The 23,172-nt window shown below is 66.4% G+C and carries 20 protein-coding genes and 1 tRNA gene; 4 read left to right on the forward strand and 17 right to left on the reverse strand.

The genetic code is table 11. The features are described from left to right. Positions 1 to 9: 9 nt before the first annotated feature. On the reverse strand, positions 10 to 1,335 hold the full coding sequence (locus WK25_RS27220; protein ID WP_069243247.1) for a leucine-rich repeat-containing protein kinase family protein: 1,326 nt from the start codon (positions 1,333 to 1,335) through the stop codon (positions 10 to 12). Positions 1,336 to 1,483: 148 nt separating this feature from the next. Between WK25_RS27220 and WK25_RS27225 the strand changes: the two genes are divergently transcribed. After that, positions 1,484 to 1,568: transfer RNA gene (locus WK25_RS27225), tRNA-Leu, on the forward strand. A gap of 156 nt (positions 1,569 to 1,724) precedes the next feature. On the opposite strand, the gene WK25_RS27230 is transcribed toward WK25_RS27225, so the two are convergent. The 6 genes from WK25_RS27230 to WK25_RS27255 form a co-directional block, all read right to left on the reverse strand. After that, positions 1,725 to 2,723 carry a transketolase family protein gene (locus WK25_RS27230; RefSeq protein ID WP_040140670.1) on the reverse strand — a complete coding sequence of 333 codons (999 nt, stop codon included), beginning with the start codon at positions 2,721 to 2,723 and terminating at the stop codon, positions 1,725 to 1,727. After that, entirely contained in the window at positions 2,720 to 3,565 is an 846-nt protein-coding gene (locus tag WK25_RS27235; protein ID WP_040140675.1) for a transketolase, read from the reverse strand. The genes WK25_RS27230 and WK25_RS27235 overlap by 4 nt, the downstream gene beginning before the upstream one ends. Before the next feature lie 40 nt (positions 3,566 to 3,605). Next, positions 3,606 to 4,931: an MFS transporter gene (locus tag WK25_RS27240; RefSeq protein WP_069243248.1), complete on the reverse strand. Its 1,326-nt coding sequence runs from the start codon at positions 4,929 to 4,931 to the stop codon at positions 3,606 to 3,608. Between the two features lie 74 nt (positions 4,932 to 5,005). Next, entirely contained in the window at positions 5,006 to 5,755 is a 750-nt protein-coding gene (locus WK25_RS27245) for an SDR family NAD(P)-dependent oxidoreductase (protein WP_069243249.1), read from the reverse strand. A 164-nt stretch (positions 5,756 to 5,919) separates the two neighbouring features. Further along, positions 5,920 to 6,819, reverse strand: coding sequence for a LysR substrate-binding domain-containing protein (locus tag WK25_RS27250; RefSeq protein WP_069243250.1), 900 nt, complete (start codon positions 6,817 to 6,819; stop codon positions 5,920 to 5,922). Positions 6,820 to 7,014: 195 nt separating this feature from the next. After that, a complete protein-coding gene (locus tag WK25_RS27255; RefSeq protein WP_040140683.1) occupies positions 7,015 to 7,872 on the reverse strand; it encodes a LysR family transcriptional regulator in 858 nt (285 codons plus the stop codon). Between the two features lie 102 nt (positions 7,873 to 7,974). On the opposite strand from WK25_RS27255, the gene WK25_RS27260 reads away from it, so the two are divergent. The 3 genes from WK25_RS27260 to WK25_RS27270 all read left to right on the forward strand — a co-directional run bounded on the left by WK25_RS27260 (position 7,975) and on the right by WK25_RS27270 (position 10,677). After that, positions 7,975 to 9,276 (forward strand): aspartate aminotransferase family protein, encoded by a 1,302-nt coding sequence (locus WK25_RS27260; protein WP_069243251.1) that lies wholly within the window; start codon positions 7,975 to 7,977, stop codon positions 9,274 to 9,276. 91 nt (positions 9,277 to 9,367) lie between these two features. Then, positions 9,368 to 10,225 carry an AraC family transcriptional regulator gene (locus tag WK25_RS27265; RefSeq protein ID WP_069243252.1) on the forward strand — a complete coding sequence of 286 codons (858 nt, stop codon included), beginning with the start codon at positions 9,368 to 9,370 and terminating at the stop codon, positions 10,223 to 10,225. A gap of 44 nt (positions 10,226 to 10,269) precedes the next feature. Continuing rightward, positions 10,270 to 10,677, forward strand: coding sequence for a DUF2000 domain-containing protein (locus WK25_RS27270; protein ID WP_040140687.1), 408 nt, complete (start codon positions 10,270 to 10,272; stop codon positions 10,675 to 10,677). A gap of 168 nt (positions 10,678 to 10,845) precedes the next feature. Here the strand turns inward: WK25_RS27270 and WK25_RS27275 are convergent, their stop codons facing one another. The 10 genes from WK25_RS27275 to WK25_RS27325 all read right to left on the reverse strand — a co-directional run bounded on the left by WK25_RS27275 (position 10,846) and on the right by WK25_RS27325 (position 23,167). Then, positions 10,846 to 11,547 (reverse strand): ABC transporter ATP-binding protein, encoded by a 702-nt coding sequence (locus tag WK25_RS27275; protein WP_040140689.1) that lies wholly within the window; start codon positions 11,545 to 11,547, stop codon positions 10,846 to 10,848. Continuing rightward, on the reverse strand, positions 11,547 to 12,320 hold the full coding sequence (gene livG, locus WK25_RS27280) for a high-affinity branched-chain amino acid ABC transporter ATP-binding protein LivG (RefSeq protein WP_040140691.1): 774 nt from the start codon (positions 12,318 to 12,320) through the stop codon (positions 11,547 to 11,549). Before livG ends, WK25_RS27275 begins: the two co-directional genes overlap by 1 nt. Then, positions 12,317 to 13,588: a high-affinity branched-chain amino acid ABC transporter permease LivM gene (locus WK25_RS27285; RefSeq protein ID WP_040140694.1), complete on the reverse strand. Its 1,272-nt coding sequence runs from the start codon at positions 13,586 to 13,588 to the stop codon at positions 12,317 to 12,319. Before WK25_RS27285 ends, livG begins: the two co-directional genes overlap by 4 nt. Before the next feature lie 11 nt (positions 13,589 to 13,599). After that, positions 13,600 to 14,526, reverse strand: coding sequence for a high-affinity branched-chain amino acid ABC transporter permease LivH (gene livH / locus WK25_RS27290; protein ID WP_069243253.1), 927 nt, complete (start codon positions 14,524 to 14,526; stop codon positions 13,600 to 13,602). A 185-nt stretch (positions 14,527 to 14,711) separates the two neighbouring features. Continuing rightward, the gene (locus tag WK25_RS27295; protein ID WP_040140699.1) at positions 14,712 to 15,830 is read right to left on the reverse strand and encodes a branched-chain amino acid ABC transporter substrate-binding protein; all 1,119 of its coding nucleotides are present in this window, start codon (positions 15,828 to 15,830) and stop codon (positions 14,712 to 14,714) included. A gap of 1,509 nt (positions 15,831 to 17,339) precedes the next feature. Then, complete coding sequence (locus WK25_RS27305; protein ID WP_069243255.1) at positions 17,340 to 18,272, reverse strand: amidohydrolase family protein; 933 nt, start codon at positions 18,270 to 18,272, stop codon at positions 17,340 to 17,342. Positions 18,273 to 18,274: 2 nt separating this feature from the next. Then, complete coding sequence (locus WK25_RS27310; RefSeq protein WP_069243256.1) at positions 18,275 to 19,597, reverse strand: MFS transporter; 1,323 nt, start codon at positions 19,595 to 19,597, stop codon at positions 18,275 to 18,277. Between the two features lie 11 nt (positions 19,598 to 19,608). Continuing rightward, positions 19,609 to 20,847, reverse strand: a complete 1,239-nt coding sequence (locus WK25_RS27315) for an MFS transporter (protein WP_069243257.1) — start codon at positions 20,845 to 20,847, stop codon at positions 19,609 to 19,611. Continuing rightward, entirely contained in the window at positions 20,844 to 22,124 is a 1,281-nt protein-coding gene (locus WK25_RS27320; RefSeq protein ID WP_069243258.1) for an MFS transporter, read from the reverse strand. The genes WK25_RS27315 and WK25_RS27320 overlap by 4 nt, the downstream gene beginning before the upstream one ends. Beyond that, a complete protein-coding gene (locus tag WK25_RS27325; RefSeq protein WP_069243259.1) occupies positions 22,121 to 23,167 on the reverse strand; it encodes an amidohydrolase family protein in 1,047 nt (348 codons plus the stop codon). Before WK25_RS27325 ends, WK25_RS27320 begins: the two co-directional genes overlap by 4 nt. Between the last annotated feature and the right edge of the window lie 5 nt (positions 23,168 to 23,172).

A 23,172-nucleotide genomic window follows, 5' to 3' on the forward strand; every position in this document is an offset into this window, starting at 1 on the left:
GTCGGGCAGTCAGCTCCTCGATGCGGCCAGCGCAGCCACGATCTGATCGAACGACGGCCGCGCATCGACGTCCTCGTTGATGCACGCAGCCGCCAGCATGTCGAGCGCATGCGTGTCGTCCGCAGCCTGCGGCTCGCATCGCGCCAGCAACTCGCCGAGCAGATAACCGAACGCCCTCACTTCGAGCCGCTGTAGCCGCGCCGCACGCACGCGATCGTGCACGTCGTAGACCGACGCCGCGCCGAAATCGCCGAGCAGCGCGCCGCCCGCACTGTCGTGCAGGATGTTGTGCGCGTACAAGTCGCCGTGCATGATGCCGCGCGCGTGCAGATGCGCGGCCACCGACGCGATGCCATGCGCGATCCGCAATGCGTGCGCCGGCGCGAATCGCGCGCCATCCGCATACACGTCGCGCGTGCACGATGCAAAGCTTGGCGGCCCGGCGAGATTCGTCAGCGCCGGATCCACCAGTTCCATCACGAGGCCGTGCACGCCGTCCGGATGACCATGCACCTTGCCCACCACCGGAATCATGTTCGGGTGACGCGCGGCGTGCAGACACGCGGCCATTTCGCAGTCGGGCAGCCCGTCGCTCGTCACCGCGCCCTTGAACAGCTTCACCGCGACCGCCCGCGGCGCGTGTGCGCTCGCGCGCCACTGCGCACGATATATCACGCCCGAGGCGCCTTCGCCGAGCTTCTGCTCGCATGACAGCGACGCCCAGTCGATGTCGGCAACGCCCGGCTCGGCCGACGCCGCGGCCTCAGGCGCCGCGCCGAACGGATTGCCGGCGGCCGCGAGCCACGCGAGTCGCGGCAGGCGCAACAGCCAGTCCGGCAGCGCGTCGAGACGATTCGCCGACACGCGCACCAGTTCGAGTGCGCGGCACGCGGCCATTTCGTCGGGCAGCGCACGCAGCCGGTTGCCCGCGAGCATCAGTTTCTGCAACCGCGAGCATTCGCCGATTTGTCCCGGCAGTTCGCCGATTTCGTTGTCGGTCAGGATCAGCCAGCGCAGCGCGCGCGGCAGCGATCCGCGCGGCACCGCGCGGATCCGGTTCGCCTTGAAGCCGATCATGTCGAGCTGCGCGCACGTGCCGAGCACTTCCGGCAATTCGGTGAAGCGATTGCCGGATGCGAACAGGATGCGCAGCCGCCGCAGCCGCGCGATGTCGTCCGGCAGCGCGGACAGCGCATTGCCGGACAGGTCCAGCACTTCGAGCGTGTCGGCCAGGTCGAAGATCTCGCGCGGAAATTCGGTCAGCCCGCACGCGAGCTTGAGTTGCCGGGCGCCGGCCAGCTGGCCGGCCTGCAGTTGTTCGAGGGGGGTCGTCACGGAGAGAAAGCGGGTTCCGGTTGCGATATTCGTCGGATCGATCCGGCGAATTCTACCGGGATCGACTTCGGCTTCCTCGCAACCGTGTCCCCCCCCTTCACAAACGCGGAATGTGACGCTAGAATTGCGGCCCTTGCAGTACCGAAGTGCCGACGTGGTGAAATTGGTAGACACGCTATCTTGAGGGGGTAGTGGCGAAAGCTGTGCGAGTTCGAGTCTCGCCGTCGGCACCAGATACGGTTTTCACCGTATTTCGGAAAGATGCAAAAAACCGCGACAGCGCAACGCTTCGCGGTTTTTTTGTTTCTGCGGGTATTGTCGTCCGACAGGATCCCGGTCGGACGCCGCCGGCACGAGCGCGAATCGCCCGCGGCACCGGCGCCGATCCATCATCCGGCCCACGACCGGATGTTCGCCCGCATCGCGCCGGCCGAGATCCCGTAGCGATCATGCAGCGTCGGCAACGCGCCCGCGGCCAGATATGCATCGGGCAACCCGATCTGCCGGAACGGCACGGCCACGCCGACCGTCATCAGCGCGCTTGCCACCGCTTCGCCGAGCCCGCCGATCACCGTATGGTTTTCGGCGACGATCACCATGCGCCCGCTGCGTGACGCCTCGCGAACGATGGTCGCCGTGTCGAGCGGCTTGATCGTCGGCACATGCAGCACGGCCGCATCGATGCGGTCGGCCTCGAGCGCCTTCGCGACCTCGAGCGAACGCATCGTCATGATCCCGGACGAGATCAACAGCACGTCGTTACCGTCGCGCAGCAGCTTCGCCTTGCCGAGTTCGAACCGGTAATCGTATTCGTCGAGCACCGCCGGCACGTTGCCGCGCAGCAGGCGTGCATACACCGGCCCCTTGTGCGCGGCAATCGCCGGCACCATCTGTTCGATGTCCAGCGCGTCGCACGGATCGATCACGGTCATGTTCGGCATCGCGCGCATCAGCGCCAGATCCTCGGCCGCCTGGTGGCTCGGCCCGTAGCCGGTCGTGAGCCCCGGCAGCGCACATACGAGCTTGACGTCGAGATTGTCCTCGGCGATCGCCTGATGGATGAAGTCGTACGCGCGACGCGTCGCGAACACCGCATAGGTCGTGACGAACGGCTGCGCGCCTTCGTGTGCAAACCCGGCGGCCGCGCCCATCAGCAATTGCTCGGCCATGCCCATCTGGTAATAGCGCTCCGGAAATTCCTTCGCAAAGATGTGCAGGTCCGTGTACTTGCCGAGATCGGCCGTCATGCCGATCACGTTGTCGCGGGTGCGCGCGAGCTTCGCGAGCGCATGGCCAAACGGCGCGGCACGCGTCGCCTGCCCGTCGGCGGCGATGGACGCGATCATCGCGGATGTCTTCAGGCGCGGCTTGTTGTCGACGGTGCTCATGCGTGTCTCCCTGCTTCGAGTGCGTCGAGCGCGAGTTGCCACTCGTGCGCATCGACGCGAATGAAATGGCTCTTCTCGCGTGCTTCGAGGAACGGCACACCGCGCCCCATCTTCGTATCGCAGACGATGATGCGCGGCTGCGGCGCGTCATGCGCGCGAGCGTTGTCGAACGCGCGCTTCACCGCATCGATGTCGTTGCCGTCCACACGTTGCGTGTACCAGCCGAACGCACGGAGCTTGTCGACCAGCGGCTCGAACGCCATGATCTGCGTCGACGGCCCGTCGGCCTGCTGGTTGTTCACGTCGACGATCGCGATCAGGTTGTCGAGCTTCCAGTGCGCGGCGGACATCAGCCCCTCCCAGATCGCGCCTTCGTCGAGTTCGCCGTCCGAGAACAGCGTATAGACGAATGCGTCCGAGCCGTTGCGCTTGAGCCCGAGGCAGCGGCCAACGGCGATCGTCAGGCCCTGCCCGAGCGAACCGCCGGACATTTCCATCCCGGGCGTGTAGCTTGCCATCCCGGACATCGGCAAACGGCTGTCGTCGCTGCCGTAGGTCTCGAGCTCGTCGGCCGGCAGGATCCCGGCTTCGAACAGCGCGGCGTACAGCGCGATCGCATAATGGCCGTTCGACAGCAGGAAGCGGTCGCGCCCTTCCCACTCGGGATCGTCGGGGCGATAGCGCATCGCACCGAAGTACGCGACGGCCAGCACGTCGGCGATGTCGAGTGCCTGGCCGACATAGCCCTGGCCCTGCACTTCGCCCATCAGCACGGCGTTTCTGCGGATGCGGTATGCGCGCTCGGCGAGCGGGACCGCTTCATGGATGGTTTCGGTATCCATCGATAACTCCAGTATCGGGTCGAAAGGGATGCAGATCGAATCAGCGGTTCACAGATCGGGGCACGAGAAACACCAGCAGCGCACCGAACGTGATCGCAACGGAGATGAAGACGAGCCCCGCAGTGGACTTGCCGGTCAGATCGTTCAGCCAGCCGACGATCGCCGGCGAGAAGAAGCCCGCGAGGTTCGCGAAGCAATTGACCGCGGCGATGCCCGCGGCGGCCGACATCCCGCCGAGCAGCGCCGTCGGCAGCGACCAGAACTGCGACGACGACGCGAGAATGCCGGCCGACGCGATGCTCAGGCACACGATCGAAGCGCCGACGCTGCCGAGCATCGGCAACGTCGCGAAACCCGCCGCCGCGATCAGCATCGGCACTGCGAGATGGAAGCGCCGCTCGCGGTGGCGGTCGGCGCTCATGCCGATCAACGGCAGCGCGACGATCGCGCACGCATACGGAATCGCGGTGAACAGGCCAACCCACAACGGATCGGCGACGCCTGCCTTGCGAATGATCGTCGGCAGCCAGAACGTGAGCCCGTACTGCCCGAGCACGACGCAGAAATAGATCGCGGCCATCAGCCACAGCCGGCGGTCGGCAACGAATGCGCGGATCGACAGGTGCGCAGTCGTGTGCGCGGCGTCGGCCGACACGTTGCGCGCGAGCAAGGCCTTTTCGGTATCGGTCAGCCAGGTTGCGCGGTCGATGCCGTCGTCGAGATACAGCAGGATCGCGAAGCCGAGCACCAACGAAGGCAGCGCTTCGAGCAAGAACAGCCACTTCCAGCCGGCCATCGACATCGCGCCGTGCAGCGAGTGCATGATTGCGCCGGACAGCGGCCCGCCGACGATTCCCGCGAGCGGAATCGCCATGAAGAACAGCGAAAGCGCCTTCGCGCGCCGCGCCGCCGGGAACCAGTACGTCAGATACAGGATCACGCCCGGCGCGAAGCCGGCTTCGGCAACGCCGAGCAGAAACCGCAGCACGTAGAACGCGGCGGGCGACTTCACGAATACGAAGCTCGCCGAAATCACGGCCCACGTCAGCATGATGCGCGCGAGCCAGCGGCGCGCACCGACGCGATGCAGGATCAGGTTGCTCGGTACTTCGAACAGGAAGTAGCCCAGGAAGAAAATGCCTGCGCCCATGCCGTACACGGTCTCGCTGAAACGAAGGTCGTTGAGCATCTGCAGTTTCGCGAAGCCGACGTTGACGCGATCCAGATAGGCGCCGAGATAGCACAGCATCAGGAACGGGATCAGCCGGCGCGCGACCTTCGCATAGGTTGCCGCCTCGAACGTCTGCGCATCGTCCCGTTCCAGCATGTCGCGCTGAACCGGCGGTGCGGGGTACTTGGCTCTCATGTTTGTCTCCTGCCACGGCCCCGGGTTGTCCCGGGTGCATGATGGGCGGCGCCGCGCGTGTCGCGGCGCCGTTGTCAGTGGATCAGCATCCCGCCATTGACGTCGAGCGTGATGCCCGTCAGGTAGCTCGACAGGTCGCTCAGCAGGAACAGGCACGCATTGGCGACGTCGTCGGCGTCGCCGAGGCGGCCCAGCGGAATTCCGTTGATGATGTTCTCGCGCATCGCGGGCGTCAGCTTGTCGCCCGTGATGTCCGTCTGGATCAGGCCCGGCGCGATCGAATTGATGCGGATGCGGTCGGCGCCGAATTCGCGCGCCATCGCCTTCGCGAGGCCGAGCACGCCGGCCTTCGCGGCGCTGTAGTGCGGACCGCCGAAGATGCCGCCGCCGCGTTGCGCGGACACCGACGACATGCATACGATGCTGCCGCCGCGCTGCTCCTTCATCGCCGGAAGCACCGCTTGCGACATGTACAGCGTGCCGCGCAGGTTCACGTCGACGATCGCATCGAAGTCGCGCGCGGAAATGTCCATCGTCCGCACCGGTTGCGTGATGCCGGCGTTGTTGACCAGGCCGTCGATGCGGCCGAAGCGCTCGAGCGTCGCACGAGCTGCCGCCACGCACGCGTCGCGGTCGGTCACGTCGCACGCGAGCCCGAGATGGCCGGCCCCAAGATCGGCTGCGGCAGCCTCGGCGTCTTCGCGGCGCAGGTCGAGGATCGCCACGCGCGCGCCGTGTGCGGCGAGTGCGCGTGCCGTGGCCTTGCCGATTCCGCGCGGCGATGCGGCGCCGGTCACGATGATGGTCTTTCGGTCGAGCAACATCGGTCGTCTCCTGTGTTGATGTGTGTGAGGAGAGTGTCGGCTGCCCGGACACCCGCATCAACGCGGAAACGCTCAGCCATGGCTGAGAAAATTTCAGATGTCGCCGCGCGGGTCGACGCGGCGTGCTGCAACGCACTATGACAGGCGGCCGGAACCCGCCACGCTCAATCCGCGCGGCCCTGCGCGGCGACCTCCCGCTCGATCCACGCGAGGAAGCGCTTTACGCGCGGCAGTTCGGCGTTCTGCCGCGGGTAAACGAGATGATGCGCGCCGACTTCGACCGAACGAGTCGCGTCGAATACCGGCACCAGCCGGCCTTCCCGGATCTTCACCGACGCGAGCATCAGGCTTTCGAGCGCGATGCCGAGGCCGAGCGCGGCCGTTTCGAGCGACATGTACGACCGGTCGAACGAAAAGTCGAACGTCTTCTGCGCGGCAAACGGCACGCCCACCCGGCCGAACCACTGCTTCCACTGCACCAGCGGCGTTTCGGAATAGATCAGACGATGCGCGAGCAGGTCTTCCGGCGCGTTCACCGGATGCCGTTCGAGGTATTGCGGCGACGCGAGCGGCGCGATGAACTCGCCGCGCACCGTCTTCACCTCGAGGTTGTCCCAGTTGCCGTAGCCATGGCGGACGTCGATATCGTAGAAGCCGTTCGAGAACGACACGTTCTCGTACGAACACGCGAGGTTCAACTGGATATCGCCGTTCGCCTCCTGAAACGACGACAACCGCGGCAGCAACCACATCAGCCCGAAGCTCGGGCTCGAGTGCACGCGCAGGATGTCGACCTCGGTGCGGCTCGATGCACGCTCGGTCGCGCGGCTGAGATCGGCGAGCGAGCCCGTGACGTCGGCCAGATAGCGTTCGCCGGTAGGTGTCAGAACGAGGCCGCGCCCCGAGCGCTGGAACAACGGCTGACCGATCTGGGATTCGAGATTGCTGAGCTGATGACTCACGGCCGACGCGGTCAGGCCTAGCTCTTCCGCCGCGCGATTGACGCTTTTGGTGCGGGCGACGCTTTCGAATGCGATGATCGCCTTGAGCGGGGGGATGCGCATGTTGGAATCCGGTGAATACAGCGGTTCGACAGACAGGCCGGGCCGCCTGCGATATCGGAACATCGTCCGCGCAGCGGCGCCGCGGGCAATCAGGCGTCAATTCTAAAGCGCCGCCCGGCGCCGGTCGCGCGACGCAATGCGACATGCGCCGGCTGCCGGTGTGCGGTTCGCGAAGCCGGCCGTGCTGCCGTGCCGTCACAGCAGCGGCAACACCGCCCGGATATGCTCGGCGAATGCCGCAGTCAGATGCGCGGGCCGTTTGCGGCTGAACTTCAACGTAACGCCCACCGCCGGCAGCGGCGGCAGCCCGCGATCGCCGGCCGCGATCGCCAGATCGCCGGGCACCGCCGTTTGCGTCATCACCGCGAACGCCTGCCCCGAACGTACCAGCGCGATCAGCCCCGCGAGGCTGCTGCTCGCATACGCGACACGATAATCGCGCCCGGCGCGATCGAGCGCTTCGCACGCGGCAATGTGATCGAGCGTATCGGGATCGGACAGCGCAAGCGGCAACGGATCGAACCGCGCCGCGTCGAGCCCCGGATAACCGATCCACACCAGTTGCTCGCGGCGAATGAAAGCGCCGCTCGTCCCGTCGTCCGGCAACGAGATCAGCGCGAGATCGACCGCGCGCTTGTCGAGCTGCTCGAGCAGCCGCGGCGTCGGCCCGCACACGACTTCGACGATCGCGTGCGGATGCTGGCTCGAGAACTGTCGCAGCAACGAGGGCAGCCAGACCTGCGCGTAATCGTCCGGGCAGCCGAACCGGATGGTGCCCGACAGCCCCGTGCCGCACAGATCGGCCATCGCCTCGTCGTGCTGCCGCAGGATGCGTTGCGCATGCACGAGCAGCCGCTCGCCCGGGTGCGTCAGCACCACGCCGCGCCCGGTGCGCTGGAACAGCGGCTGCTCGACGATTTCCTCGAGCCGCCTCATCTGCTGGCTGAGCGCCGACTGCGTGCGGCCGACGCGCGCTGCCGCGCGGCTAAGCGCACGCACCTCGGCGATGACGACGAACGAGCGCAGCAGGTCGATGTCGAGCGAACGTGCCAAGTATTAGCTCCTTTTCTACCTTGCATAAGAACTATTCGTTTCCATAAAACCAGACCGGCGCCTAGACTGCAAGCGATCCCTGCCCATGCCCGGAGAAGCCCGATGTCACTGAACGACGACGCCACGTTCTGGCGCAACGCCAGGCAGCACCTGATCCGCTACGGCGGCACGTTCGAGCCGATGATCGTCGAGCGAGCGCAAGGCAGCTTCGTCTACGACGCGGACGGCCGCGCAATCCTCGATTTCACGTCGGGACAAATGAGCGCGGTGCTCGGACACTGCCATCCGGAGATCGTCGCCGTGATCGCCGAATACGCGGGCAAGCTCGATCATCTGTTCAGCGGGATGCTGTCGCGCCCGGTCGTCGATCTCGCGACGCGGCTCGCCGACATCACGCCGCCGGGCCTCGATCGCGCGCTGCTGCTCAGCACCGGCGCGGAATCGAACGAAGCCGCGATCCGGATGGCGAAGCTCGTCACCGGCAAGTACGAGATCGTCGGCTTCGCGCAGTCGTGGCACGGGATGACGGGCGCGGCCGCGTCCGCGACGTACAGCGCCGGCCGCAAGGGCGTCGGGCCGGCGTCGGTCGGCTCGTTCGCGATTCCGGCCCCGTTCGCGTACCGGCCGCGCTTCGAGCGCGACGGCACGTACGACTATCTCGCCGAACTCGACTACGCATTCGATCTGATCGATCGCCAGTCGAGCGGCAACCTCGCCGCGTTCATCGCGGAGCCGATCCTCAGCTCGGGCGGCATCATCGAATTGCCCGACGGTTACATGGCGGCGCTCAAGCGCAAGTGCGAAGAACGCGCGATGCTGCTGATCCTCGACGAAGCGCAGACGGGCGTCGGCCGCACCGGCACGATGTTCGCGTGCCAGCGCGACGGCGTGACGCCCGACATCCTCACGCTGTCGAAAACGCTCGGCGCCGGATTGCCGCTCGCGGCCGTCGTCACGTCCGCGCAGATCGAGGAACGCGCGCACGACCTCGGCTACCTGTTCTATACGACGCATGTGTCGGATCCGCTGCCGGCCGCGGTCGGCCTGCGCGTGCTCGACGTCGTGCAGCGCGACGGTCTGGTGGAACGCGCGAACGTGATGGGCAGCCGGCTCCGGCGCGGCCTGCTCGACCTGATGGAGCGCTTCGATTGCATCGGCGACGTGCGCGGGCGCGGGCTGCTGCTCGGCGTGGAAATCGTCAAGGACCGGCGCACGAAGGAGCCGGCGGACGGCCTCGGCGCGCAGATCACGCGCGAGTGCATGAAGCTCGGGCTCAGCATGAACATCGTGCAGTTGCCCGGGATGGGCGGCGTGTTCCGGATCGCACCGCCGCTGACCGTCAGCGACGCAGAGATCGATCTTGGGCTGTCGCTGCTGGAGCAGGCGATCACGCGCGCACTGTAACGCCGCCGCGCCGCCCGCCGTCGCTGCAGCACCGGGCGCCCGCGATCTGCGTACACTATCCGGCAGGCAACTTCGGGCAACGAGGCAAGCGATGGCAAGCGCGGCGAACGACGACGGCACGAACGGGCACTGGCTTCAGGCGCGCCGCGACGCGGAAACGGGGATCGAAAGTCTGCGCGCGCATTTCAGCGGCCATGCGTACGATCCGCACGATCACGACGACATGCTGGTCGGCTTCACCGAACACGGCGTGCAACGCTTCCAGTGCCACCGTTCGCTCCATACGAGCGTGCCCGGCCGCGCGATCCTGATCGAGCCGGGCGCGATGCACGACGGTCATGCGCCCGAAGCCGGCGGCTTCACGTACGGGATGCTTTACTTGCCGCAGGCGTGGGTCGAGCGCGCCGCGCGCCGGCTCGGGCTGCCGGGCCTCGGCAGCGTCGAGACCACGTTCGGCCATACGCTCGTCGACGATCGCGGCCTCGTCGACGCGATCCGGAATGCGTTCTTCGCGATCCACGACAACGAAGGCCGGCTCGCGCGCGACCAGACGCTCGACCGCCTGCTGATGCGTCTCGGCAGCCAGCTGGGCAAACCGCTCGCGCCGGAAAGCAATGCCGTGCCGCCCGCGATCGCGCGGGTGCGCGACCTGCTGCACGAACAGATGGACGGCAACGTCGGCCTCGACGAACTCGCGAGCGTCGCCGGCATCGACCGGTTCCGGCTGACGCGGATGTTCCAGCGCGCGTTCGGCACGTCGCCGCACGCGTACCTCGTGCGCATGCGACTGCGCGCGGCACGCCGGCTGCTGGCAGCCGGCCGCACGCCGGCTCAGGTAGCCGCCGACGTCGGCTTCGCCGACCAGAGCCACCTCGGCCGCTGGTTCCGCCGCGCATACCGGATCACGCCGGCCGCGTACCGGCAACTCTGCACAAACGTTCCAGACTGATCGCGCGCGGCATCCGATCATGAGCGCTCCAACCAGGAGCAAGCATGTTCGATACGAAGGTAGCGCTGATCGTGCGCGACGATCTCGCCGCGTGGCAGAAACTCAATGTCGTCGCGTTTCTCGCGACGGGCGTCGCCGCCGGGGCGCCGGAGGCGCTCGGCGAGCCTTACGAGGATGCGGCCGGCCGCCGCTACGGCCGGATGCTCGGCCAGCCGATGCTGGTGTTCGCGGCCGATCTGAACGGATTGCAGGCCGCGCACCGGCAGGCACTGTCGCGCGAGTTGACGATCGTGCCGTACGTGCGCGCGATGTTCTCGACCGGCCATGACGCGGCCAACCGCGAAGCATTTCGCGCCGAGGATGCGGACCACCCGGATCTGGTCGGCCTGGCGCTGCACGGGCCGAAGAAGGCCGTCGACAAGGCGGTAAAGGGGCTGGCATTGCACGCATGAACGCGTGCATGCCCGGTTCGCCGTCGCCGCCCGGCGATGCACGAGCACGTTGATGCAGGACCGGCTGCGACTCCGCTGCGCGGACGGCAGGGCGGCCGTCGTACCGACGCATCCGCACACCGCGGAAGAAAGCCGCCGGCCCATTGCAGGCCCGCAGCTTCCGTTCGATCAACCGCCGAGATACGCCTGCTTGATCCGGTCGTTCGCGAGCAGGTTCGCGCCCGTGTCGGCCAGCACCACGCGCCCCGTTTCGAGCACGTAGCCGCGATCGGCCACGCCGAGCGCCTTGTTCGCGTTCTGCTCGACGAGGAACACCGTGACGCCTTCGTCGCGGATCGTCCGGATGATGTCGAAGATCTGCGCGATCACGAGCGGCGCGAGACCGAGCGTCGGCTCGTCGAGCAGCAGCAGGCGCGGCTTGCTCATCAGCGCGCGGCCGATCGCGAGCATCTGCTGTTCGCCGCCCGACATCGTGCCGGCCCGCTGCGTCGCGCGTTCCTTCAGGCGCGGAAACAGCTTGAACACGTGCTCGATGCCGTCGTCGATCTCGTGACGGCTCGCGAAGAAGCCGCCCATCTTCAGGTTCTCGAGCACCGTCAGGCTCGGGAACACGCGCCGCCCTTCCGGCGAGATCGCCATCCCCTGCCGCATGATCTGGTGCGTCGACATCGCGGTGATGTCGTTGCCCTCGAACAGCACGCGGCCCGACGACGCGCGCGGCGCGCCGCATACCGTCATCATCAGCGTCGTCTTGCCGGCGCCGTTGCTGCCGATCAGCGTGACAATCTCGCCCTTGTTCACCTCGATCGACACGCCCGCGAGCGCTTCGACCGCGCCGTAGTGCGTATGGACCTGTTCCAGCTTCAGCATCACTCTTCCCCCAGATACGCCTTGATCACGCGCGGGTCGTTGCGGACCGCTTCCGGCGTGCCGATCACGATCGGCCGCCCGTGCTCCATCACGAGGATGCGGTCCGACACGCCCATCACGAGGCTCATGTCGTGCTCGATCAGCAGCACCGATACGCCGAACTCGCGGCGCAGCTTGTCGATCAGGTGCTGCAGCTCGATCTTTTCCTGCGGGTTGAGACCGGCCGCCGGCTCGTCCAGCATCAACAGGCGCGGCTCGGTGATCATGCAGCGCGCAATTTCCAGGCGCCGCTGGTGCCCGTACGACAGCGTGCCGGCCGGCCGGTTGGCAACCGACGTCAGCCCCATCCGGTCGAGCCATACGGCTGCGCGTTCGAGCGCTTCCTTTTCGGCGCGGCGATACGCGGGCGTCGAGAACAGGCCCGGCAGCAGCCCCGACTTCACCTTGCGGTGCTGCGCGACGAGCAGGTTCTCGACGACCGTCAGCGACTTGAACAACCGAATGTTCTGAAACGTGCGTACCAGGCCCTTCAGCGCGATCTTGTGGCTCGGCAGCCCGCCGATCGCGTGACCGTCGAGCACGACGTCGCCGCCGGTCGGCTTGTAGAAGCCGCCGACGCAGTTGAACACCGTGGTCTTGCCCGCGCCGTTCGGCCCGATGATCGCGAACACCTCGTCGCGGCGCACGTCGAAATCGATGCCGTCCACCGCGAGCAACCCGCCGAAGCGCATCTGCAGCCCGGCGACCTTCAACAGTTCTGCATTCGCGCTCATTGCGGCAGCTCCACGTGGGGGCGGCTCGCGGGCAGCAGGCCCTGCGGACGCCACATCATCATCAACACCATCACCAGACCGAAGATCAGCATCCGGTACTCGGCAAAGCCGCGCGCGACCTCCGGCAGCACCGTCAACAGGATCGCCGCGAGAATCACGCCGAGCTGCGAACCCATCCCGCCGAGCACGACGATCGCGAGGATCAGCGCCGATTCGATGAAAGTGAACGATTCAGGATTCACGAGGCCCTGGCGCGCGGCGAAGAACGCGCCGCCGATCCCCGCGAACGCCGCGCCGAGCGTGAACGCCGACAGCTTGATCCGCGTCGGGTTCAGGCCGAGCGAACGGCACGCGATCTCGTCGTCGCGCAGCGCTTCCCACGCGCGGCCCATCGGCATGCGGATCAGGCGGCTCGTCACGAACAGCGTGAAGCCGACCAGCACCAGCGCGATCAGGTACAGGAAGATCACCATGTGCTCGCCGCTGTATTCCAGCCCGATCAGTTCATGGAAGGTCTTCGCGCCTTCGACGCTCGCCGAGCGCGCCATCTCGAAGCCGAACACCGTCGGCTTCGGAATGCTCGAGATGCCGTCCGGGCCGCCGGTCAGGCTCGTCAGGTTGTTCGCGAGCAGACGGATGATTTCGCCGAAGCCGAGCGTGACGATCGCGAGATAGTCGCCGCGCAGCCGCAGCACCGGGAAGCCGAGCAGGAAGCCGAACGTCGCCGCCGCGATCGCCGCGATCGGCAGACACTCCCAGAACGTCAGCCCGAAATACTGGTTCAGCATCGCGTACGTATAGCCGCCGACCGCGTAGAACCCGACATAGCCGAGATCGAGCAGCCCCGCGAAGCCGACCACGATGTTCAGCCCGAGACCAAGGATCACGTAGATCAGCGCGAGCGTCGCGACGTCCACCGCGCCGCGCGAGCCGAAAAACGGCCACACGAGGCCGACCGCGAGCAGCACCCAGATGATCGCGCGCTGTTGCCGCGCGCCCATCGTCGGCGCCGCCGGCAGCTTCACGGCCGCTTTCGCGCGCATCAGCCACGGCTTGAACAACTGGAACAGGAACACGGCCGCGACCGCAATCCACACCGGGCGCCAATGCGGCGTCAGCACCACCTGATAGCCGTCGAGCTTCAGCTGCAGGCCGAGCACCGGAATCGTGAGGACCGCGGTCAGCAGCGCAGCAGCGACCGCGTTCTTCAGCGCCTGGCCGATCGATGCGTCGGCGGCCGGGCGGCGAACGGAAATGACTTGACTCATCTGCGTCTCCCTCAGACCTTTTCGATGTCCGACTTGCCGAGCAGGCCGGTCGGGCGGAAGAGCAGGATCAGCACGAGCAGGCCGAACGCGACCACGTCCTTGTACTCGGCCGGCATGTAGCCTGCGGCGAAGGTTTCGGCCAGTCCGAGCAGCACGCCGCCGAGCATCGCGCCCGGAATGCTGCCGATCCCGCCGAGCACCGCGGCGGTGAACGCCTTGATGCCTGCGACGAAGCCGATGTACGGATTCAGCTTGCCGATCGTCAGCCCGATCAGCACGCCGCCGACGGCGGCCAGCATCGCACCGAGCACGAACGTGAACGAGATCACGCGGTTCGTGTCGATGCCGAGCAGGTTCGCCATCTTCATGTCTTCCGCGCACGCGCGGCACGCGCGGCCCATCCGCGAATGCGAGATGAACAGCGTGAGCGCGGTCATCAGCACGATCGTCACGCAGACGATCAGCAGACGCGCATACGGAACCGTCACGTCGTAGTCGCCGCCGAGATGGATGTCGAACGCACCGGAGATCAGCACCGGCACCGATACGTCGCGCGCGCCCTGGCCGATCTGCACGTAGTTTTGCAGGAAGATCGACATGCCGATCGCGGAGATCAGCGGCACGAGGCGCGGACCGCCGCGCAATGGGCGATATGCGACGCGTTCGACCGCGAAGCCGTACAGGCCGGTAACGATCACCGACACGATCAGCGCGGCGCCGAGCACGAGCGGCAACGGGTAGCCGGCGGACACGCCGATCGCTGTGAGCGTCACGAGGCCCACGTATGCGCCGATCATGTAGATCTCGCCGTGGGCGAAGTTGATCATGCCGATGATGCCGTAGACCATCGAGTAGCCGATGGCGATCAGCGCATAGATCGCACCCAGCGTCAGGCCGTTGACCAGCTGCTGGGCGAATTGAGGAAAGAAGTCAGTCATGTGCGGGAAGCTCCCGTTGGCGTTGGCGCGCATGCCGTCGCCGGATCACGGCGTTCGGCCGCGCGCAACGCACGGTGTCGTCTCGGGCCGCCCTCGTTGGCCGTGCACGGGGAATGCGCGGCCAAATGCGCACGCGCCCCGTCCGGTTCGCGGACAGGGCGGGTGCGCGGGCGGGTACTTCGTTATTACCGGGCGGCGGTCTTCGTCGCGTCCTTGTGCCACGTATAGACGACGAACTTGAACGCCTTCAGGTCGCCCTGTGCGTCATACGCGACCTTGCCGATCGGCGTGTCGAACGTGGTCTTGTGCATGTACGCGGCGACCTTCGTCGGGTCCGTCGTCTTCGCGCCCGCGATCGAGTCGGCGATGATCTTCACCGCTGCGTACGCCGGCATCTGGAACGGGCCGTTCGCGTCGCGCTTCTTGTCCGCGAACGCTTTCACGAGCGCCGCGTTGGCCGGGTCGGCCGAGAAGTCGGCCGGCAGCGTGACGAGCATGCCTTCCGAAGCCGGGCCGGCAATCGCCGTCACGTCCTTGTTGCCGACGCCTTCAGGCCCCATGAAGGTCGCCTTCACGCCCTGCTCGCGCGCCTGACGCATCAGCAGGCCCATTTCCGGGTGGTAGCCGCCGAAGTAGACGAAATCGACGCCTTGCGACTTCAGCTTCGTGATGATCGCCGAGTAGTCCGAATCGCCGGCGTTGATGCCTTCGAACAGCACGACCGGAATCTTCGCTGCTTCGAGGTCCTTCTTCACCGACGACGCGATGCCCTGGCCGTACGACTGCTTGTCGTGCAGGACCGCGACCTTCTTCGGCTTCACGTTGTTGATGATGTAATGCGCGGCGGCCGGGCCCTGCTGGTCGTCGCGGCCGATCGTGCGGAAGATGAAGTGGCGCTTCTTCCCTTCGGTCAGCTGCGGCGCGGTGGCCGACGGCGTGACCATCACGATGCCTTCGTTTTCGTAGATGTCGGATGCGGGGATCGTCGAACCCGAGCACACGTGGCCGATCACGTACTTGATCTTCTGGCTGACGATCTTGTTGGCGACGGCGACCGCCTGCTTCGGTTCGCATGCGTCGTCCATCATCACCACTTCAAACTTGTTGCCGCCCGCACCGCCGGCCGCGTTGATCTGTTCGATCGCGGTCAGCGCGCCGGCCTTCACCATGTCGCCGTATTGAGCGACCGAGCCGCTCATCGGACCAGCGATGGCGATCTTCACGGTTTCCGCTTGCGCGGCGGCGGCGCCGGCGGCGAACAGCACGGCGGCGACGGAAATGGACGTAAGACGGGACAGCGTCATCTGGGAGCTCCTCGATGTTGTTTAGTCATACGGGCAAAGGCGGCATGACTTGCGCAATCGAACAGCACCCGGGGCGAGAACATGGGACACGCCCGAGACACATGAAGACGGACCTGCGGATGGATGATGCGTAGCGGGGCCCGGCTCTTGCAGTCCCCGAAGGGGACGTCTGGTTCGGAAAGACATCGTGATGCGTCTTGCATTGCGCAAGCGTTTCGCCTGCCCCGCTTGCCAACTGCTCGTCCGGAGGGATGGTCCGACAGCCGTTGGCAAGGCAGTCGAAATTATATGGGCGTTTTTAAATCGTCTGTCAAAAATGCCGGCATACCGAGGGAAAACACGGAGAAACTTGGCGTCCCGGAAGGGCGACCCGGGAGCAACCGCACGCGTGAGTCAGCGTTTGCGGCAGGTGCAATCGGGTTGCGATTTTGGACTGATTTGCGGCGCTCGTGCCCGCCGGCATTGGCTGCGGCGGATGTTTCGTGTCGCCGTGCGCGATCGCTGGATCGTCCGTCGCCGGATCGTCTGGCATCAATCAACTGATGATTCACGCGAAGCGCCCCACAACGGGGCACTCCGCCGTGCCCGCAAAACCTTCTATTTGCCGACATGCGCACCACGACAGAAAGCAATATGTTGGTTTTATGAAATAATACGAATTCGCTTCAGCAATCCAGCCAGCCTTCCCTCCGTCGCGTCGGCCCCGCTTCGTCGCCGCTCCGACGCCCGTCCGTCGCCGAACCGCCAGCCAGTGATCTGCCGTTTTTGTCATTGCACATCACCTGCTTTGAGTCGCCGATGAATCATCTTCACCGTTTGTCCCGCGCCGCCGCGCTTGCGTGCGCGCTGTCTGTTTCTGCTGTCGATGCTTGCGCCAGCGACACGCTGGTCGATCGTTCGCGCAGTGCCAATGTGTTTCGTTCGGAACGCCGCGCTCTGGCCCCGGATGACTGGCACACGGTGAAGAACTCGACGCGGCCTATCCAGTACGCGGCGCCCGTCGAACGCAGTCCGTTCGATACGCGCGATACGCGGCCGCTGCGTGTTTCCGGGGATACGCTCGTGCCGCTGCCTTCAGCGGCACATGGATCTCGCGATTCCGCGTGGCCGCCGAATCGCGTTGAACTCGGCGCGGGCGGTCGCGACAGCTTCGGCCGTGCGTTGCCGCGACACGAACAGCGCGAGCTGAACTGGAACGAGTATTTGAGAGCCAATGGATCGCATGCGCATGGCGGCGGGAATTCGTACGCGCCGACGCGCCCCTTCGAACCCGCGCGCGGCCCGCGCAGCACGACGAATCCGTACGATCCGTCCGTGCCTCAACCGGAGACGCGGACGTTCTACGACGACGGCGCAGGGTCGCATTGCACGGCGACCGGCGGTGCGGGGACGGCGCGGTCGTCCTGCCATATCGCGTGGTGACGCCGGGGGGTGACGATGCGGGGCGCGTGAATTGACGCTCGCGCCTTCCCGATCGCGTGCTCTCGCGTTCGCATCGCCTCGTCCGCGCTATGCAAACCCGTACAACTTCGTGGGGTTGCCGACGAATATCAGTTGCTGCCAGTCCGGACGCCCGATCCAGCCGGCGATCACGTCCAGCATGCTCGCGTCGTCCGGCTTGTCCGTCTTCTGCGTCGGGTGCGGCCAGTCGGTGCCCCACAGCATGCGCTCGGGCGCCATCGCGATCAGCGCCTTCGCGACCGGGGCGACGTCGTCGTACGCGGGCGCACCCGTCTTGCTGTCGACGTACGGTCCCGACAACGTGATCCACGTATTGCCTTTTTCGACCAGGCGCCGCGCGGTACCGAACGCGGCCGACGCCAGCCCGCCGGGCTGCGGCACATGCGCGATATGGTCGATGACGAGCGGACACGGCAGCGCCGCGAGATGCGGCTCCAGCTCCGGCAGCCGCGCGCCCTGAACCACCAGCTCGATATGCCACCCGAGGTTCGCGATACGCGCGGCGAGCGGCGCAAGCATGTCGAGCGTCGTCGCGCCCGGATAGCTGAGATTGAACCGGATCGCACGGATGCCGCCGCGATCGAGCATCCGAAGTTCGTCGTCGCTCACCGTGCCGTCCACCACCGCGACACCGCGCGCGGCGTCGCCGAACTGTGCGATCGCCGCGAGCGTGCAGCGATTGTCGGTGCCGTACGTCGACGGCGTCACGACCACGCTGCGCTTCGCACCGATACGCGTCTGCAGGCGCCTGTATTGCTCGACAGTCGCATTCGGCGGCCGCAGCGTCGTGCCCGGCGCAACCGGAAACCGGTCGTCATAGATATGCATGTGACAGTCGATCGCCCCGACTGGCAGCCGAAACGCAGGCTGCTCGTTGCCGCTCGACCACGTTTCGTCGGCGGCGGCCCCCATCGGCAATGCCGCCGAAGCCAGCGTCGCGCCCGCGATCCTGAGGAACCCGCGTCTCGCCATCCGCGCCATGATCAGATGGTCCCCGTCTTGCCGACCAGCTTGTCGGACGCATGATTGCGCGTGAGCAGCAAAAGCGTCGCGACGCTCAAGAGCGTGAGGATCGCGAGCGGCATCAATGCCAGCGCGTAGCTGCCCGTCGCCGACTTGACCCATCCGTACACGTTCACCATCAGCCCGCCGCCGAGCAGGTTCGCGATCGCATTGACCGTCGCAAGACCGGCCGCCACGGTACTGTTGGACAGCATGTCGGTCGCGAGCGCCCAGAACGGCCCCTTGAACGAATACGCGCCGACCAGCACTGCGCAGAGCATGCAGATCGTCGGGAGCAGCGATCCGCTCAGCGACGTCGCGAACAGCCCCACGCCGATCAGCAGCATCGGCACGACCGTGTGCCAGCGCCGTTCGCCGACGCGGTCGGAGCGCCGGCCCCAGTAGACCATCAGCACCGAGGCTACCGCGTACGGCACCGAATTCAGCAGGCCCGTCTGCATGACGGTCAGGCCGAACGACTTCAGCAGTTGCGGCTGCCACACGGACAGCGTGCTGCCTGCCGCGGACGCACACGTGTCGACGAGCGCGAGGCACAGCACGTAGCGATTGCGGAACAGCTGCGCGAGCGGGAGCGACGGCACCTTCTTGCGTGTCTTGTGGCCGGCGGCAAGCGCGCCCGAAAGCCACGCACGCTCGTCGTCGTCGAGCCACTTCGCGTTCTCCGGCTTGTTCGTCAGCATGAACAGGCATGCGACGCCGAGCAGCACGGTCGGAATGCCTTCGAGGATGAACAGCCAGTGCCAGCCACGCAGGCCCCAGACGCCGTCCATCTGCAACAGCAGCGCGGAGATCGGCGAACCGATGAAACTCGCGGCCGGAATCGCGACCATGAACGTCGCGACGATCCGCGCGCGATACTGCGCGGGAATCCAGTACGACAGATAGAGCAGCACGCCCGGGAAGAAGCCCGCTTCGGCGGCGCCCAGCAGAAAGCGCAGCACGTAGAACGACGTCGCGTTGTGCACGAGCGCGGTCGCCGCCGACACGATGCCCCACGTGATCATGATCCGCGCGATCCAGATCCGTGCGCCGTATTTCTGCAACGCGAGATTGCTCGGCACTTCGAAAAAGAAGTATGAAATGAAGAACAGGCTGCTTCCGAAGCCGAAGACCTTCGCCGACATCCCGAGGTCCTGGTTCATCTGCAACGACGCCATCCCGACGTTGCCCCGGTCGATGAAGGCAAGCAGGTAGCAGATCATCAAAAAGGGAATGAGCCGCCAGACGACCTTTCGTACGGTCCGGCGCTCGATCGCGGACGTTTCCATGAAACCGACTTGCATGTTGTCTCCGTTTATTGTGCGCCTGAGCGCGTTCCCGTGAACCGTTGCCACGCGATGATCGAAATGACGCCGCAGGCGAGCACGACGGCCATTGCCGCGAATGTGTGCCGCACGCCCAGCGCCTCGGATGCGCTGCCGACGAGCAGATAACCGAACGGCATCGTGCCGTTGTAGGCCATGCCGTACATCCCGACGAGCCCGCCGCGCACGTGTTCGGGGCACCGGCGCTGAATGGTCGCGTTCGTCGACGTGGCCGCGAACGTGAGGCTGAAGCCGAGCGCATAGAACGCGGGAATCGATCCCGCCGCATCGGTCGTCGCAGCCAGCACGGCCAGCGCGCCGATTGCCGTCCACGGTGCATACGCAATGAACCGGTGCGACGCGCGCGGCCCCCACGCCGACGACAGCAGCACCGCCGCGCTCAACGAACCCGCGCCGGCGCAGGCGAAGAACACGCCGGTAAAGCGCGCCGCGTCGTGAAAGCCCTGGTCCGCGAGCAGCGGCACGAGCGTCTGGTAGCTGCCGGCAAACAGGCCGATGCACGCGAGAATCGGCAGATAGCGCGCCGAGAACACGTCGGACAGCACGTAGCCGACCGCGTCGCGCAAACCGCTCTCCGCGCGCGCCGGGCGATTCACCGGCGCGGCCCGGATCGACCGCACGCACGCCGCCATGAAGCACAGCGCGAGCGCGTAGATGGCAAACGACGTTCTCGGCCCCAGCGCCGGATAGACGAATCCGGCGATGGTCGGGCCGACCATGCGCCCGACGTTGTAGACCATCGTGTTCATCGCGACCGCATTGGAGGTATGCGTGGCGTCCTGCAGGCTCGTCAGCAGCAGCACCTGCCGCGCAGGCGTCTCCACCGCGCTCGACACGCCGATCGCGAGCGCATGCGCAAGGATCAGCTTCACCCCGAGCATGCCGAGGAGCGACAACGTGAAGAGGCTGCCCGTCAGCACCAGCGACGTCGTGAGCACGCATAGCGTCACTCGGCGCGCGTTGGCCGAGCCGATGCGCGACCCCGCCACCGGCGCGACGATCAGCTGCGGCCCGTACAGCAGAAAGTTGAGCAGCGCCAGGATCGCCGCCGAGCCGGACAGGTGATAGATCAGCAGATTGAGCGTGACGTTTTGCGTCCAGCTGCCGAGCACCGACGCGACCTGCCCGCTCAGATAACGCCGCAGCGATGCCTCCGTCAGCGCTGGAAACAGCCTGTTCACCCAACCCGCTTGCGTTGCCACGTTCATGACAGCGCCTTTCCGCGGGTTTCGGGCGCGAACAGCACGACCGCGGCCGCGGCGATGAACGCGACGATCGTCGTCGCGAGCCCGAGCACGAAGCCTCCGGACGTCGACGCCAGCGCACCGATGATCAACGGCGCGATGAAGCCGCCGAGCCGGCCGCCGTTGTACGCGAGGCCCATGAAAAACCCGCGCGATGCGGTGTTGCCGATGATCTCCGCGAGGAACGGACCGGCGCCCGCGAAGATGCCGTTCACGCTGAAGCCGGTCAGGAAGATTGCGGTCATCAGCAGCAACGGATTCGCCGACACGATATACACGCCGACGGCCATCGCGCCGACCAGCAGATAGGCCAGGAACATCGGCCGCCGGCCGAGCCGGTCGACCCATGCCGAGAACAGCAGAAACCCGGCGATCGCGCCGAACTGCAGCGCCAGCACGAACTTCAGGCTATGCACGAAATCGAGGTGCTTCACCGCGACGAGGAACGTCGGCGTCCACGTGAATACACCCCAGTAGAGGTACTGCAGAAAGAAGATGAAACAGAAAGCGGTGAAAAGTCCACGCACGTTCAGCTTCTCGCGACCTGCCGTGTCGAGCTGGCGGCCCTGTGCCTTCGCGTTTCTGCGCTCGAGCCAGATCGGCGATTCCGGCGTCTTGCGCGCGACCCAGAACAGGATGAAGAACGGCGACGCGCCGATCAGGAACAGCAGACGCCAACTGTCGCCGGTCAATCCGCCATGCGCGGCGCCGACGATGCCCGAGATCGCGATCGCGAGAATCGCGCCGACCGGCAGGCCCATCTGCATCAGCGCACCGCCCTTGCCGCGCCGGCTCGAATGCCAGGTTTCCGCAATGAGCGCCGCGCCGGCGGTCCAGGTGCCGCCCATGCCCAGCGCGCCGAGAAAGCGCAACGCGGCGAACGAGTGCGCGTCGGGCGCAAATGCGATCAGGCCGGAAAAAAGCGAGTAGATGCCGATGCAGAGCAGTGCGGTGCGCACGCGCCCGATCCGGTCCGACCCGAAGCCGAACAGAATGCCGCCGACGATCTGTCCGGCCGCCGTGACGCTGGTGAAAATGCCGAGCTGCGCCTTGTTCAATCCGAACTGCAGCGCGAGCGTCGGCAGCAGCAGCGAAAGCAGAAACGAGTCGTAGCTCTCGAACATCCAGCCGAGCCCCGCGAGCGACAGCGAACGCCACTCGGTACCGGTCACGCGCGTGAGGCCTTTTTCAGCGGCTGCGGATTCCATCTCTGGTGTCGCCAAGGTTGCAGTCGTCTTCATGGGTTGTCTCCGGGAATCGCGATGCGATACGTCGATGCAGCCGTCCGGCTGAACAGCGCGGCCCTTTCGTCGGCCGACATCGCGGACGCAAGGCGTTTGAAGGCGTTCCACAGCACGCGATAGCTGAACATCCCCTTGTCGACGGGGAAGTTGCTCTCGAACATGCAGCGATCGACGCCGAACAGTTCGACGCACGTGTCGAAATACGGCTGCCACGCCGCCGCCAGTTCCTGCGACGACGGCGGCAGGTCGCGCGCGGCGAAGTCCGAGCCGAACACGGTCATGCCCGCGCCGCCGAGCTTCATGCACGTGTTCGGCAACGCGGCCAGACGCGCGAGTTGGCGTCTCCATTGCGCATGGACTTCCTCGCGCCGGCCGGCATGCGGGCCCACGCCGAGCGGACCGCCGAAATGGTCGATGACGATGGTGACGTTCTCGCATGCGCGTGCGAGTTCATACAGGTCGTCGAGCTGCGTGTGATAGACCCACGCGTCGAGCGACAGCCCATAGCGGCCGAGCGTCATCACGCCCTGCCTGAAAGCGGGATTCGACATACGGTCGCGCGGCGGCGTAACCGGGCTCGATCGCACGTCGGGGCTCGCATGCCACGCGAGCGGATTGCGGATCCGGCGCAGCCGGCCACCCGAAACCGCCAGCATCGCGTCGAGCACTGCATCGAGTTCCGCGCCGAGCGACAGATCGGCGCCGCCGACGATGGCCTCGCAGCAGCGCGTTGGGCCGTATGCGCCGCTTGCGAACATCGCGGCGACGCCTGTCGCGAATTCCACTTCGCCAACCGGCTTGAACGCATCCGGCCCGCCGGCGCGCAACATCGAGCGGCACTGCACATAGACCGTCGATACGACCCGATGCCCGCTGCGCACGTCCGCGCCGAACTCGTCCGCGAGATAACGCCCGGTCTGGCGGTCCCACAGGTGATGATGGGCGTCGACGATCGCAAGCGCGGGTTCGAGTGCCGGCTCGTCGCGCAGTGCGAGCCACTCGGGCCGGACGGGAAGATGCGGTGCGTGAACGGTCTGCATCGCGC

It is taken from the genome of Burkholderia latens, from assembly GCF_001718795.1.
GTDB classification, from domain to species: Bacteria; Pseudomonadota; Gammaproteobacteria; order Burkholderiales; family Burkholderiaceae; genus Burkholderia; species Burkholderia latens_A.